Source organism: Streptomyces sp. NPDC037013, from assembly GCF_055607265.1.
Genome location: NZ_JBVJRV010000008.1, coordinates 458,075 through 472,289, shown reverse-complemented (window position 1 = coordinate 472,289; position 14,215 = coordinate 458,075). Strand labels below are relative to the sequence as shown.

The 14,215-nt window shown below is 71.5% G+C and carries 11 protein-coding genes; 8 read left to right on the top strand and 3 right to left on the bottom strand.

Annotation, left to right across the window (positions count from 1 at the left end; all coding sequences use genetic code 11):
* The first annotated feature begins 416 nt into the window (after positions 1-416).
* Both ACZ7DY_RS30530 and ptsP read left to right on the top strand, forming a co-directional pair.
* The gene (locus ACZ7DY_RS30530) at positions 417-866 is read left to right on the top strand and encodes a PTS sugar transporter subunit IIA (protein WP_471140861.1); all 450 of its coding nucleotides are present in this window, start codon (positions 417-419) and stop codon (positions 864-866) included.
* Positions 867-943: 77 nt separating this feature from the next.
* Entirely contained in the window at positions 944-2,614 is a 1,671-nt protein-coding gene (gene ptsP / locus ACZ7DY_RS30525; RefSeq protein ID WP_471140858.1) for a phosphoenolpyruvate--protein phosphotransferase, read from the top strand.
* 58 nt (positions 2,615-2,672) lie between these two features.
* Here ptsP and ACZ7DY_RS30520 read toward each other — a convergent pair whose 3' ends face one another.
* Positions 2,673-3,560 carry a hypothetical protein gene (locus ACZ7DY_RS30520; protein ID WP_471140855.1) on the bottom strand — a complete coding sequence of 296 codons (888 nt, stop codon included), beginning with the start codon at positions 3,558-3,560 and terminating at the stop codon, positions 2,673-2,675.
* 88 nt (positions 3,561-3,648) lie between these two features.
* Positions 3,649-5,634 (bottom strand): acetoacetate--CoA ligase, encoded by a 1,986-nt coding sequence (locus tag ACZ7DY_RS30515; protein WP_471140852.1) that lies wholly within the window; start codon positions 5,632-5,634, stop codon positions 3,649-3,651.
* A gap of 213 nt (positions 5,635-5,847) precedes the next feature.
* Between ACZ7DY_RS30515 and ACZ7DY_RS30510 the strand changes: the two genes are divergently transcribed.
* A complete protein-coding gene (locus tag ACZ7DY_RS30510) occupies positions 5,848-8,211 on the top strand; it encodes a glycoside hydrolase family 31 protein (protein WP_471140849.1) in 2,364 nt (787 codons plus the stop codon).
* A gap of 72 nt (positions 8,212-8,283) precedes the next feature.
* Here the strand turns inward: ACZ7DY_RS30510 and ACZ7DY_RS30505 are convergent, their stop codons facing one another.
* Positions 8,284-8,814 (bottom strand): NUDIX domain-containing protein, encoded by a 531-nt coding sequence (locus ACZ7DY_RS30505; RefSeq protein WP_471140847.1) that lies wholly within the window; start codon positions 8,812-8,814, stop codon positions 8,284-8,286.
* 72 nt (positions 8,815-8,886) lie between these two features.
* Here ACZ7DY_RS30505 and ACZ7DY_RS30500 point away from each other — a divergent pair, with 72 nt between their 5' ends.
* The 5 genes from ACZ7DY_RS30500 to glpK all read left to right on the top strand — a co-directional run bounded on the left by ACZ7DY_RS30500 (position 8,887) and on the right by glpK (position 14,162).
* On the top strand, positions 8,887-9,693 hold the full coding sequence (locus ACZ7DY_RS30500) for a M15 family metallopeptidase (RefSeq protein WP_471140846.1): 807 nt from the start codon (positions 8,887-8,889) through the stop codon (positions 9,691-9,693).
* Positions 9,694-9,899: 206 nt separating this feature from the next.
* Complete coding sequence (locus ACZ7DY_RS30495) at positions 9,900-10,325, top strand: Zn-ribbon domain-containing OB-fold protein (RefSeq protein ID WP_471140925.1); 426 nt, start codon at positions 9,900-9,902, stop codon at positions 10,323-10,325.
* Complete coding sequence (locus ACZ7DY_RS30490) at positions 10,322-11,512, top strand: lipid-transfer protein (RefSeq protein ID WP_471140843.1); 1,191 nt, start codon at positions 10,322-10,324, stop codon at positions 11,510-11,512. Before ACZ7DY_RS30495 ends, ACZ7DY_RS30490 begins: the two co-directional genes overlap by 4 nt.
* A gap of 351 nt (positions 11,513-11,863) precedes the next feature.
* Positions 11,864-12,619, top strand: a complete 756-nt coding sequence (locus ACZ7DY_RS30485) for an MIP/aquaporin family protein (protein ID WP_471140841.1) — start codon at positions 11,864-11,866, stop codon at positions 12,617-12,619.
* A gap of 22 nt (positions 12,620-12,641) precedes the next feature.
* Positions 12,642-14,162, top strand: a complete 1,521-nt coding sequence (gene glpK, locus ACZ7DY_RS30480; RefSeq protein ID WP_471140838.1) for a glycerol kinase GlpK — start codon at positions 12,642-12,644, stop codon at positions 14,160-14,162.
* The last annotated feature ends 53 nt before the right edge of the window (positions 14,163-14,215 follow it).

The following is a 14,215-nucleotide window of genomic DNA, read 5'->3' as shown; positions in this document are numbered from 1 at the left end:
GCGTTTCCGACTCTATCAGACTCTTTCGTGTCCGATTTCCTCGGTGCCTTTCCGGTTCCCGCTCCGGCCTTTCGGCTTTCGCGTTTCCCTTTCCGACGGCTCCGACTTTATCAGGTCTCATTCGGCTCTCTGGCCACGACCACCGCAGACATGCGGAGGCGAACCCGGAGATAGGATCTGATTGAGGTTGCCGCCGAGGCCGGACGCTGAACCGCGTCCCACGGCCCCAGGCAGGAGTCCGACTCTACATCGGGTACGGGGCCAGGCGCAAATCGTTTGTGCACTGCCTCTACGGCCGCCAACCGGGACCTCTCGTGCGGAACCGGGACTTCTTATGACTTACGCTTCTGAACAGTGCGTCGTCCGGGACAGGTAGTGGCGGCGGCTACGAATCTCCACCCCCTGGGAGGCTTGCCATGACCAGTGTTTCGTCCCCGCTTGCAGGACGCGCCATCGGGCTCTCTGCGGTACCTGATCCCGTGTTCTCGGGCGCCATGGTCGGGCCTGGCACGGCTATTGATCCCGCGCGCGAGCCTTCCGAGGCCGTCTCGCCCGTGGACGGCATCGTCGTCTCTCTCCACCCGCACGCCTTCGTGGTGGTCGATGACCAGGGTCACGGTGTGCTGACGCACCTCGGCATCGACACCGTGCAGCTGAACGGCGAGGGCTTCGAGCTGCTCGTCAACAAGGGCGACACCGTGCAGCGCGGCCAAGCCGTGGTGCGCTGGAACCCGGCCGCCGTCGAGGCCGCCGGCAAGTCCCCGGTGTGCCCGATCGTGGCGCTCGAGGCGACGGCGGAGTCGCTCTCCGAGCTCGTCGAGGACGGCGAAGTGAAGGCCGGCGACGCGCTCTTCAGCTGGAAGTGACGTCATCGCCGTCGCTGACGGCAGGTACGACAACCACCGCGGCGGCTGGGCCCGTCGCACTACCGGAGACGGGTGAAATGGAGACAACGCTGCGAGGCGTCGGTGTGAGCCACGGTGTGGCGATCGGCGAGGTTCGGCACATGGGTACGGCGGTTCTCGAGCCGCCGGCCAAGCAGATTCCCGCGGAGGAGGCGGAGCGCGAACAGGGGCGTGCCCGTCAGGCCGTGGAAGCTGTGGCGGCCGACCTGAATGCGCGCGGTCATCTTGCCGGTGGCGAAGCCCAGGCGGTGCTCGAGGCGCAGGCCATGATCGCTCAGGACCCGGAGCTCATGTCCGACGTCGACCGGCGCATCACCGTCGGCAGCACGGCCGAGCGCGCGGTCTATGACGCGTTCTCCCACTACCGCGAACTGCTGGCCGGCGCCGGTGAGTACATGGCCGGCCGGGTGGCGGACCTCGACGACGTGCGGAACCGTATCGTCGCCCGCCTGCTGGGCGTGCCGATGCCGGGCGTCCCGGACAGCGACCAGCCGTACGTACTGATCGCCCGTGACCTCGCGCCCGCGGACACCGCGCTGCTCGACCCGGCGCTGGTCCTCGGCTTCGTCACCGAAGAGGGCGGACCCACGAGCCACAGCGCGATCCTCGCGCGGGCGCTCGGGGTGCCGGCCGTCGTCGCGCTGCCGGGCGCCGGGGAGCTCGTCGAGGGCACGGTCGTCGCCGTGGACGGCAGCACCGGTGAGATCTTCGTGGACCCGAGCGCCGAGAAGCGGGCGCAGCTCGAGGCCGCGGCCGCCGAGCGCAAGGCCGCGCTGGCCGCCGCGACCGGGCCGGGCGCCACGTCCGACGGGCACAAGGTGCCGCTGCTCGCCAACGTCGGCGGTCCCGCCGATGTGCCGGCCGCCGTCGAGGCCGGTGCCGAGGGTGTCGGTCTGTTCCGTACCGAGTTCCTCTTCCTGGACGACAGCACGAAGGCACCGTCCGAGGAGAAGCAGGTCGAGGCGTACCGCAAGGTGCTCGAGGCGTTCCCCGAGGGCCGTGTCGTGGTGCGTGTGCTCGACGCGGGCGCGGACAAGCCGCTGGACTTCCTGACGCCGGGCGACGAGCCGAACCCGGCGCTCGGCGTGCGCGGGCTGCGGTCGCTGCTCGACCACCCCGAGGTGCTGCGTACGCAGCTGACCGCGCTGGCCAAGGCCGCCGAGGGGCTGCCCGTCTACCTCGAGGTCATGGCCCCGATGGTGGCGGACCGCGCCGACGCCAAGGCGTTCGCCGACGCGTGCCGCGAGGCGGGGCTGCGTGCGAAGTTCGGTGCGATGGTCGAGATTCCGTCGGCCGCTCTGCGGGCGCGCTCGATCCTTCAGGAGGTCGAGTTCCTGTCGCTGGGCACCAACGACCTCGCGCAGTACGCCTTCGCCGCCGACCGGCAGGTGGGCGCGGTGTCCCGGCTGCAGGACCCGTGGCAGCCCGCGCTGCTCGACCTGGTCTCGATGTCCGCCGAGGCGGCGCGTGCCGAGGGCAAGAGCTGTGGCGTGTGCGGTGAGGCCGCTTCCGACCCGGTGCTCGCGTGTGTGCTGACCGGTCTGGGTGTCACCTCTCTGTCGATGGGTGCGGCGTCGATTCCTTACGTCCGTGCGACGCTCGGCAAGTACACGCTGGCGCAGTGCGAGCGTGCCGCCTCCGCGGCGCGTGCCGCGGACAGTGCCGAAGAGGCCCGCAAGGCCGCGCAGGCGGTGCTGTCGGGCGAGTAGCCCACGGCTCCGTTCTCTTCAGGGGCGCCCCGCCGGTCGGCGGGGCGCCCTTTGGCGTTCAGTGGGTGTGGCTCCCTCCGGGGTCGCCGTCCTCGAGGTCGGGCGCCGCGCAGTAGTCGACGCCGGATTCCGGGGCGACGAGTTCGCCCGAGATGGCGTCGGTGCAGTACGCGTCGAAGACCTCGGCCGCGGTGAGGGGGGTGAGGCGTCCGGCGTGCATGCGCCAGCCGTGGACCCTGTCGCGTGCGCCGTCGGCGCTGGTGCGCAGGACCATTCCGGCCGCGCGGTGGGTGGCGATGCCGACCGCGAGGACCGTGGCGAACTCCAGGGCCTCGGTGTCGTCGAGGAGGGCGTGGCCGTCGGCGTCGATCTCCACGTGCAGGGCGGCGAAGAGGGTCTCGGGGTCGGCGGGCACGCTGCACACCAGGTGCCGGGAGCCCGGGGCGGAGGTGTCGATGGCCCGCGTGATCAGCTCGGAGGCGCGGGCGAAGGCCGCTCGTCCGATGTCCTCGCCGCAGGTCGCGCAGGTGCCGGCGCGGGCGAGCACGACCGTGGCGTACTCCCAGGTGGCCCGGCGGACCGCTTCGTCGACGAGGTCGGGGAGGAGGTCGGCGAGGGGCTGGCCCTCATACGGGACGGTGGGGCCGCCCGAGGCCAGTTCGGCGGTGAAGCGGGTGCGGCTGGTCGGGGTGTCGGGGTTGAGGCCGGTCTCGGCGCAGTACTCCGCGTACTCCTCGGGGTCGAAGAGCGCGATCGTGGTGTGGCTGCCCTGCGACGCGAGGCTTCTGAGGAGGCCCTCGACCTGCTGGAGGTAGGTGTCGTGGTCGTCGAAGGTGAAGGTGCGGTAGCGGCGCATGGCCGCGAAGTCCTCTTCGTCGGCCAACAGGCCGATGGTTCCGGCGACTTCGCGGCGCAGCGCGCGGCGCATCGTGTCGTGTCGAGTCATGCTTCCCCCTGCATTCGGTGGATCAATGCTCACTCACAGTAACCAGAGCCACTGACAATCGACGCCGAGCTGGGGAAATGCGGGTTCTTCAGGCTCGTTCGCGGGCCAGGGCCGCGTAGAAGTCGAGGAGTTCGAGCCGGTCGACCGAGCCCGGATTGACCGCCTTGTCCAGAGGTGTTCCCTGGAGGAGGCGCTTGACGGGGACTTCGATGCGCTTGCCGGTGAGGGTGTGCGGGATGCCGGGGACTTCGATGACCTCGTCGGGGACGTGGCGCGGGGAGAGCTGTTCGCGGATCGTCCGCTTGATGCTGTCGCGCAGGGCGTCGTCGAGTGTCGCGCCCTCGGCGAGATGGACGAAGAGCGGCATCCAGTAGCCGCCGTCGGGCTGTTCCACGCCGATGACGAGCGATTCGCGGATCTCGGGGAGCCGTTCCACCGCCTCGTAGATGTCGGCGGAGCCCATGCGCACGCCCTGGCGGTTGAGCGTGGAGTCGGAGCGGCCGTGGATGACGACCGAGCCGCGTGAGGTCAGGGTGATCCAGTCGCCGTGCCGCCAGACGCCGGGGTAGGTGTCGAAGTAACTGTCGTGGTACCGGGTGCCCTCCGGGTCGTTCCAGAAGTGGATGGGCATGGACGGCATGGGGTTGGTGACGACGAGTTCGCCGACCTCGTCGACGAGCGGCTTGCCCTGGGGGTCCCAGGACTGCAGGTCCGTGCCGAGGCAGGGGGCCTGGAGTTCGCCGATGTGGACGGGGAGGGTGGGGACGGCTCCGGCGAAGCAGGAGCAGACGTCGGTGCCGCCGCTGACCGATGCCGTCCACAGGCCGCCCGGCGTGTCGGCGAACTCGTCGTGCAGCCAGCGGAAGCCGTCGGGGGGCAGCGGGGAGCCGGTGGTGGCGACGCAGGTGACGCGGGAGAGGTCGAAGTCGCGCGCGGGGTGGACGCCCGCCTTGCGGCAGGCCATGACGTAGGCGGCCGATGTGCCGAAGAGGGTGGCTCCGGTGCGTTCGGCGATGCGCCACTGGGCGCCGGTGTCGGGGTGGCCGGGGCTGCCGTCGTACAGGACGATCGTGGTGCCCGTCAGGAGGCCGGAGACGAGGAAGTTCCACATCATCCAGCCGGTCGAGGTGTACCAGAAGAAGCGGTCGTCGGGGCCGAGGTCGCAGTGCAGGCCGAGCTGTTTGAGGTGTTCGACGAGGATGCCGCCCTGCGACTGGACGATCGCCTTGGGCAGGCCGGTGGTGCCGGAGGAGTAGAGCACCCACAGGGGGTGGTCGAAGGGGACCGGTTCGAAGGTGGGGGCCACGTCGGAGCCGGTCAGGGCGGACCATTCCAGGGCGCCTTCGGGCGCTCGTGTGCCGAGCAGCGGGATGTGCACGACGGCGCGCAGGCTCGGCAGTTCGGAGCGGAGTTCGGCCACGGTGTCGCGGCGGTCGTGCTCCTTGCCGCCGTAGCGGTAGCCGTCGACCGTGAAGAGGACGACCGGTTCGACCTGCTGGAAGCGGTCCAGGACACTGCGCGCGCCGAAGTCGGGGGCGCAGGAGGTCCAGACGGCGCCGACGGCTGCGGTGGCCAGGAGCGCGACGACGGCCTGCGGGATGTTCGGCAGGTAGCCGCTGACGCGGTCTCCGGGGCGTACGCCGAGGGCGCGCAGTTCCGCGGTGAGGGAGCCGACCTGGCGGCGCAGTTCGGCCCAGGTGACGGGCCGCGGGTCGTGGCTCTCGTCGACGTGGAGGATGGCGGGGGTGTCCGCGCGCGCGGGGTCCTCGGCGGCGCGCAGGGCGTGCTCGGCGTAGTTGAGGGTCGCGCCCGGGAACCACTCGGCGCCCGGCATGGTGCGCTCGCCCAGCACGCGCGCGTAGGGCGTGGTGAAGCGGACGTCGAACCAGTCGGTGACGGCCTTCCAGAACGTCTCGAGCTCACTCACCGACCAGTGGTGGAGCGCCGCGTATCCGCCGTCCGCCGGGGCGCCGTGGTGCTCGGCGGCCCAGGTCTGGAACCGCGTGACCTGTGCGGCGGCGATCCTCTCCGGGCTCGGCTGCCAGAGCGGAGCAGGGTTCGCTGAGGACGACATGGGGCGGCTCCCGGACTGTACGCGTCGTATGCGTGGAGTGCGCACGTGCTGGGTGTGCGCGTGAACACGGCTGAAAAGGACGATGCCACGTGATCGACTTCCGCACCAGGGTGTGCCCCACACGGTCGGCCGTGCGGCCATGTGCCGTCGCCCCAGGTGAACGGCAGTTGAACGCGGCACACACGGGGCTTCTTCGGTGGCAGGGTGAGCAGCATGAACGGTCGTGACCTGGTGCGTTCGGTGAAGGCGGTCGGCATGGTCGGCACGGCGCAGGGGTTGCGCACGGTGCGTTCCTCGTGGCGCAGATGGCGGGTGGACGCGAAGGGGCTGCCGTCGCGGGGGGCCGAGCGGGCGCGGGTGCCGGGGCCGGTGACGGGGGTGGAGCCGGAGCCCGGTGGTGGTGTGGTGCGCTTCGCCCGCGCCGAGCTGCGGGTGCGGGTGAGCGCCGGCGGGGCGGTCTTCCTCGGCTGGGACGGCGCGGCCCCCGAACCGTCGTACGCGCTCGCGTGCCGGGCTCCGGAGCCGGATCCGCGGGCCGTCCTGGAGCCGGACAAGGAGGGCGGCTGGCGGGTCGTGTCGGAGCGGGCGACCGTGGTCGTCTCGCGGCTCGGGGCCATCGAGCTGCGCACGCCCGGCGGTGTGGTGCTGCGGCGTGACTTTCCGCCGCGGTGGTGGGAGCCGGCCAAGGGGGGCGCGACGCGCTGGGTGCAGCGCTCGGAGGTGGCGGCGGACGCGCGGCTCTTCGGCCTCGGGGGGCGGTCGGGCGGGCCTCGGCTGCGGAACGGGACGTACCGGATGTGGAACACCGATCCGGGTGGTTCCTTCGGGCCGGCGGACGATCCGCTGTACATCACCATGCCGGTGCAGATGGTGGTGGCCGACTCCGGTACGCATCTGGTCTTCCACGACAATTCGTGGGAGGGCGAGGTCACGGTCCACGAGGGCGTGGAGGGGGCCGGGTCCGGCCACGACCGGGCCGGTTCGTGCGAGATACGGATGGACGGTGGCCCGCTGCGGTACTGGGCGATGGTGGGCGCTCCCGCGCGCGTGCTGCACACCTGGGCGTCGCTCACCGGTCCCCCGGCGCTGCCGCCGTCGTGGGCGCTCGGGCACCATCACGCGCGGTGGGGCTTCGGCAGTGAGCGGGAGGTGCGGCGGATCGTCGCGGGCTATCAGGAGCGGGGGCTGCCGTTGGACGCCGTCCATCTGGACATCGACCACTACGCGGCGCACCAGGTCTTCACCGTCGACAAGGAGCGCTTCCCGAAACTGCCTCAGTTCGCGGACGAGTTGCGCAGGGACGGCATCCGGCTTGTCTCGATCGTCGATCCGGCGGTGAAGGCCCGGCGGGGCGTCGAGGTGTACGACAGCGGGGTGGCGGCGGACGCCTTCGTCCGCGATGCCGGCGGGCGGCAGGTGCGCGGTGTCGTATGGCCCGGAGAGGCGGTGTATCCGGATTTCACCGACCCGCGCGCGCGGAAGTGGTGGGGCGCCCTCTACGGGGAGCGTCTCGATCAGGGGTTCTCCGGGGTGTGGCACGACATGAACGAGCCGGTGTCGTTCGCCGCGTTCGGGGAGCCGACACTGCCCCGGTCGGCGCGGCACTACCTGGAGGGGCGCGGTGGTGACCACCGGGAGGCCCACAACGTCTACGGCCTGGCGATGGCCCGCGCGGGGTACGAGGCGCTGCGGACACTCCAGCCCGAAGTGCGGCCCTTCTTGTTCTCGCGTTCGGGGTGGGCGGGGATGCAGCGCTACGGAGGGACTTGGTCCGGCGATGTGTCCTCCAGCTGGCCGGGGTTGCGGGCGTCGCTGTCGCTGGTGCTGGGGCTCGGGTTGTGCGGTGTGCCGTACTCGGGTCCGGATGTGGGCGGTTTCGACGGCAGCCCCTCTCCGGAGCTGTATCTGCGGTGGTTCCAGCTCGGTGCGTATCTGCCGCTCTTCCGTACGCACGCGGCCATCGACGCGGGGCGGCGCGAGCCGTGGGAGTTCGGTGCCGAGGTGCTCGCCCACGCGCGGGAGGCGCTGCTCGAACGCAGGCGGCTGCTGCCGTACTTCGTGACGCTCGCGCATATCGCGCGGCGTACCGGTGCTCCCTATGTGCGGCCCTTGTGGTGGGCGAGCCCCGAGGACCGGGCGTTGCGGGACTGTGAGGACGCGTTTCTGCTGGGGGAATCGTTGCTCGTGGCGCCGGTTCTGGAGCCCGGGGCGGTGCGGCGGTCGGTGCGGTTGCCGCGGGGGCGCTGGTACGACACGGTGACCGGTGCGGCGTACGAGGGGCCGGGGAAGGTGTCCGTGGAAGCTCCGCTCTCGCGTGTTCCGGTGCTCGCGCGCGCGGGCACGGTGGTGCCGGTGGCCGGGTCTGACGGTGGGCTGGAGCTCGAGGTGTGGGCGCCCGCCGAGGGGAGTACCGGTGGGGGTCTCGTCGTAGCCGACCCGGGTGACGGGTGGGAGGAGGCGGAGCTGGAGCGGTTCACGACGCGGTGGGTCGAGGGGCGTGTGGTCGTCGAGCGGGACGGCGGGGCCGACGGGCCCGCACCGGGGCGTCCGGTGCGGGTGCGGGGGCTCGACGGCTGAGGGGCCGAGGGGTCACGTGCGGGTCCTCCGGGGCCGGTAACCCTCACATGGATCGGTGCGGCCCTCAGAGGATCAGTAGCGGCCCTCGAACCAGGCCTGGGCCGCCAGCGTGTGCAGCGGGAAGGCGAGCTCGTCCGGGCGGCGCAGCACGTCCCAGCCGTCGGTCTCGTCCGTGGGGACGGAGGCCGGCAGGTCGGTGACGGGGCGTGCGGGCAGGAGGCCGAAGAGCAGCAGGTGGCCGTCGGGCGCGCTCATGGCGTCGGCGAGGCGGACGTCGCGGCTGTCGGCGCCGGCGCCGGTCTCCTCCTTGAGTTCGCGTACGACCGCGTGGCGCCAGTCCTCCCTGTCGTCGATGAACCCGCCGGGCAGGGCGATGCCTCCGCGCGCGGGGGCGATGGTGCGGGTCACGACGAGGAGGCCGGTGCCCTGGGTGTCGTACACGGGCTGAAGGGCCACGGCGACGGGCAGCGGGTTGCGGTACGTGACGGCGCCGCAGGCGGCGCAGGTGCGGGGCCCGCCGGGCGGCGGGTCCTGGAAGGGGGCTCCGCAGCTCGAACAGTGGGAGTTCGGCCGGGAGTTGGCTGGGTGTGGGGATGCGGACACGCGCGGACTGTATCCGATGTCCGCCGCGCCGCTCTTTCGCGGGTACCGGTCTGCCTGATAGACGCAGGGAGCATGACACGACTTCTCCCCGCTCTGCGGAATTTCGCCGTCTGTGCCGCCGCGCTGCTGGCCGTATCCGCCGCCCCCTCCCCCGCGCAGGCGAAGCCCGAGCCGAAGGCTCCGGAGGAGTTCGTCGCGCTGCGCGACGTGGATCCGACGATCATCCAGGAGATGCGCTACTTCACCCCGCACAACTTCGTGGGCGAGCCCGTCGACGGCTACCGCAAGCCGATGTGCATCCTGACCGAGCCCGCCGCGCGAGCGCTGCACAGGGCGCAGCGGGGGCTGCTGCGCAAGGGCTACTCCTTGAAGGTGTACGACTGCTACCGCCCGCAGCGGGCCGTGAACCACTTCGTGCGCTGGGCCGAGGAACTGAAGGACGAGCGCATGAAGGGGGAGTTCTATCCGCATGTCGACAAGTCGCGTCTGTTCGCGGACGGTTACATCGCGGAGAAGTCCGGACACAGCCGAGGCTCGACGGTGGATCTGACGGTGGTGCGGCTGCCCGCCCTGCCGACCCGGCCGTACGTCCCCGGAGAGCCGCTCACGCCGTGTTACGGGCCCCGGAGCGAGCGCTTCCCCGACAACTCCGTGGACATGGGGACGGGGTTCGACTGCTTCGACACGCTGTCGCACACGGACGATCCCCGGATCACGGGAGTGCAGCGGGCCAACCGCGATCTGCTGCGGAACGTGCTGGCCAAGGAGGGCTTCGCCAATCTCCCCGAGGAGTGGTGGCACTTCACGCACAAGCCCGAGCTGTTCCCAGACACCTACTTCGACTTCCCCGTCGCGCGGCGGTCCCTGCAGGGGAAGTGAGCCGGCGGCGCAGCGGGAGGGGCGCCCGGGACCACCCCCGTCGGCTCCGGGCGCCCTCTCCGATACTCGGACGCGCCAGAGGGCTCTCGGGTTCACCGCACCCCGGGCCCCCCGCCCCCTGACGTAATCCGGTTGCCCGTGGCACACTTCTGACGTTCCGTCAGATCCGCTGCCCTGGAGGAGCCGTGTCGCGTACGCACACACCCGTGGTGCCCCACTGGTTCGGCGGGGAGGGTGACGACTTCCACCTCCTCGGCACGTGCTGTTCGGCCTGTGCCTGCGTGTTCTTCCCCCGCGAGGACGGCTTCTGCCGCAACCCCGGCTGCGACGGCGGCCGGCTGGTCGAGGTGCCGCTGTCGCGGCGCGGGCGCGTCTGGTCGTACACCGACGGCCGCTACCGGCCTCCCGCGCCCTATGTCTCCGACCCGGAACTTCCCTGGCAGCCCTACACGTTGATCGCTGTGGAGCTGGAGACGGAGCGCATGGTGGTGCTCGGGCAGTCCGTCCCGGGGGTCTCCGTCGCCGATCTCCAGGTCGGCATGGAGGTGGAGGTCGTCCCCGGCGTGCTGAACGAGGACGACGAGACGACGTGGACGACGTGGCACTGGCGGCCCGTGGAGGTGAGCGCATGACCGGCGAGGTGGCGGTGCTCGGCGCGGGCATGCACCCCTGGGGCAAGTGGGGCCGCGGCTTCGTCGAGTACGGGGTGGTCGCCGCGCGCGCGGCACTCGCGGATGCCGGCATCGACTGGCGGGACGTGGGCTCGGTCGTCGGCGCGGACACGGTGCGGGGCGGCTATCCCGGGTACGTGGCCGGGGCCACCTTCGCCAAGGCCCTCGGCTGGCAGGGCGCGCGCGTCGCGAGCGTGTACGCCGCCTGCGCGTCCGGCGCGCAGGCCATCGCCACGGCACGTACGCAGATCCTCGCGGGCCTGGCCGACGTGGTCCTGGTGGTGGGAGCCGACGCGGCGCCCAAGGGATTCTTCCGGCCCGCGGGCGGAGACCGGCCCGACGACCCCGACTGGCTCCGCTTCCGCGTGCTCGGCGCGACCAACCCCGCCTACTTCGGGCTCTACGCACGCCGCAGGATGGCCGTGCACGGCGACACCTTGGAGGACTTCGCCCAGGTCAAGGTGAAGAACGCCGCGGCGGGCGCGCTCAACGCCAACGCGCGCTACCGCAAGGCCGTCACCGCCGAGGAGGTCGCCGCGTCCGCCGTCGTCGCCGACCCCCTGCGCCTGCTCGACATCTGCGCCACCTCGGACGGGGCCGCGGCCCTGGTCCTCTCCAGCATGGCCTTCGCCCGGCGGCACGGAGCGGCGGATCCGGTCCGCATCCGCGCGGTCTCCACGGTCTCGCCGACGTATCCGACGACCGTGCTCGACCTGCCCGACATCGCCACCGACTCGGCGGCCGCCGTGGACCCGGCCGACCGCACCTTCCGCGCCTCCATCGCGCGCGCGGCGTACGAAGAGGCGGGCATCGGCCCCGAGGACATATCGCTGGCCGAGGTGTACGACCTGTCGACCGCCCTGGAGCTCCAGTGGTACGAGGATCTGGGGCTGTGCGGCGCCGGTGAGGGCGCCAAGCTGCTGCGGGACGGGGCGACGGCACCGGGTGGGCGCGTGCCCGTCAACACCAGCGGCGGCCTCGCCTCCTTCGGCGAGGCGGTACCGGCTCAGGCGCTCGCCCAAGTCTGCGAGCTCACCTGGCAGTTGAGGGGGACGGCCGGGGCCAGGCAGATCGCCGGGGCGCGCGTGGGGATCACCGCGAACCAGGGCCTGTTCGGGCACGGCTCTTCCGTCGTCGCGGTGCGCTGACCCGACGGGCGAGGACGCGGGCGTACCGGTCAACCGTTGCCGTCCGCGACCTTGACGCTCCATCACCGCCGGTGAACACTTCCGGGTGTCAGTCGGCGTCGCCACACCTCGGCTCCCCGGCGCCCAGAGCCTCTGCGCGCACAGAGGGTCTGCGTGAAGGGCCTGGTCAACAGGTCATCCCCCATGGGCGATACGACTGCGACGGCACGTTCGTCATGGACGCCGGGCGGGGCGCGGGAGACTCCCTGCCTCCGGCTGCGGAGCCGGGCGCATCCAGGCAGCGGTCGTGGGAAACGCACCCTGCACGGAGGACCGGGGCGCACCGCCCCGGGCGAGGGCCTAGGAGCCGCCATGTACTCGAACGGGGATGTCTTCGTCGGTGAGATCATCGGCACCGCGATCCTGATTCTCTTCGGCGCCGGCGTGTGCGCCGCCGTCACGCTCAACCATTCGAAGGCGAAGGCCTCCGGGTGGGTCGTCATCGCCTTCGGATGGGGCTTCGGCGTGCTCGCGGGCGCCTACACCGCGGGCCCGCTCTCCGGCGGCCATCTCAATCCGGCCGTCACGCTCGGGATCGCCATCGACACCGGCGACTGGGACCAGGTCTGGGTCTATCTGCTGGGACAGATGGTCGGCGCGATGCTCGGCGCCGTCCTGGCATACCTCGTCTACTTCGCGCAGTTCCGGGCCAACGTCACGCCCGGGGCGAAGGGCGAGGCGGCCGGCGCGCACGAGCCGACGCCGACGCTCGGCATCTTCTCCACCATCCCGGAGATCCGGAACCCGGTCGCCAACATCGTCACCGAGGTCATCGCGACCATCGCGCTGGTGCTGCCGATCCTCGCCTTCGGCCTGACCAAGGGGCTCGGCGAGTCCGGCACGCAGACGCTCATCGTGGCTTTCCTGGTCGTCGGCATCGGCCTCTCCCTCGGCGGCCCCACGGGGTACGCCATCAACCCGGCGCGCGACCTCGGGCCGCGCATCGTGCACACGTTCCTGCCGATCCCCAACAAGGGCGCATCCGACTGGAGTTACGCCTGGGTCCCGGTGGCCGGCCCGCTGATCGGCGGAGCCCTCGCGGGCCTCATCTACAACGCAGCCTTCTGAGTCTTCTCGTCAAGGGGTAGCCATGCCGGACAGCTCCGGGAAATTCGTCGCCGCCATCGACCAGGGCACCACGTCGAGCCGCTGCATCATCTTCGACCAGGACGGCGCGATCGTCGCCGTTGACCAGCGCGAACACCGCCAGATCTTCCCCAAGCCGGGCTGGGTGGAGCACGACGCCACCGAGATCTGGTCCAAGGTGCAGGCGGTGGTCGCGGGAGCGATCGCCAAGGCCGGGCTGCGCGCCGACCAGGTGAGCGCGCTCGGCATCACCAACCAGCGGGAGACCACCGTCCTGTGGGACCGGGCCACCGGCAAACCCGTGCACAACGCGATCGTCTGGCAGGACACCCGCACCTCGGGGCTCTGCAACGACCTCGGCGGCGCCGACGGCCAGGACCGCTTCCGCGAACAGACGGGCCTGCCGCTGGCGAGCTACTTCTCCGGCCCCAAGGCCGCCTGGCTGCTCGACAACGTGCCGGGGCTCCGGGCGCGCGCCGAGCGGGGCGAGATCGCCTTCGGCACCATCGACTCCTGGCTGATCTGGAATCTCACGGGCGGCACCGACGGCGGCAAGCACGTCACCGACGTCACCAACGCGGGCCGCACCATGCTGATGAACCTGCGGACCCTCCAGTGGGACCAGTCGATCCTGTCGGCGATGAACATCCCCGAGGCGGTCCTGCCGGAGATCAGGTCGTCCGCCGAGGTCTACGGCACGGCCGTGGGCCAGCTCTCCGGAGTGCCCGTCGCCTCCGCGCTCGGCGACCAGCAGGCGGCCGTCTTCGGACAGGCCTGCTACGACACGGGGACGGCCAAGAACACGTACGGGACGGGCAGTTTCCTGCTGCTCAACACCGGCAACCGGCCCGTCGCCTCGAAGAGCGGGCTGCTCACGACGATGGGCTACAAGATCGGCTCCGAGGCCCCGGTGTACTGCCTGGAGGGGTCCATCGCGATCACCGGCGCCCTGGTGCAGTGGTTCCGTGACCAGCTCGGCATCATCCGCTCGGCCGACGAGATCGAGACGCTGGCGGCGAGCGTGGACGACAACGGCGGCGCCTACATCGTCCCCGCCTTCTCCGGCCTGTACGCCCCGTACTGGCGCTCCGACGCGCGCGGCGTCGTCACCGGCCTGACCCGGTACGTCACCAAGGCGCACCTCGCGCGTGCCGTCCTGGAGGCGACCAGCTGGCAGACGCGTGAGGTCGTCGACGCCATGTACCAGGACTCCGGGGTGCGGATCACCACCCTCAAGGTGGACGGCGGCATGACCAAGAACAACCTCCTGATGCAGCACCAGGCGGACGTCCTCGGGGTGCCGGTGATCCGTCCCAAGGTCTCCGAGACCACCTGCCTGGGCGCGGCGTACGCGGCGGGGCTCGCCACCGGCGTCTGGAACGACCTCGACGAGCTCAAGGCGCACTGGCAGCAGGACGTGGAGTGGTCGCCGCGGATGGACGCCGCGTCGCGGGACCGGGAGTTCCACAACTGGCACAAGGCGGTGGAGCGGAGCTTCGGCTGGCTGGAGGACGGCGAAGGCTGAGCCGGAAGGGACCGCGGCCCGTACCCCGGTCGGCGGGGGTACGGGTCGTGGCG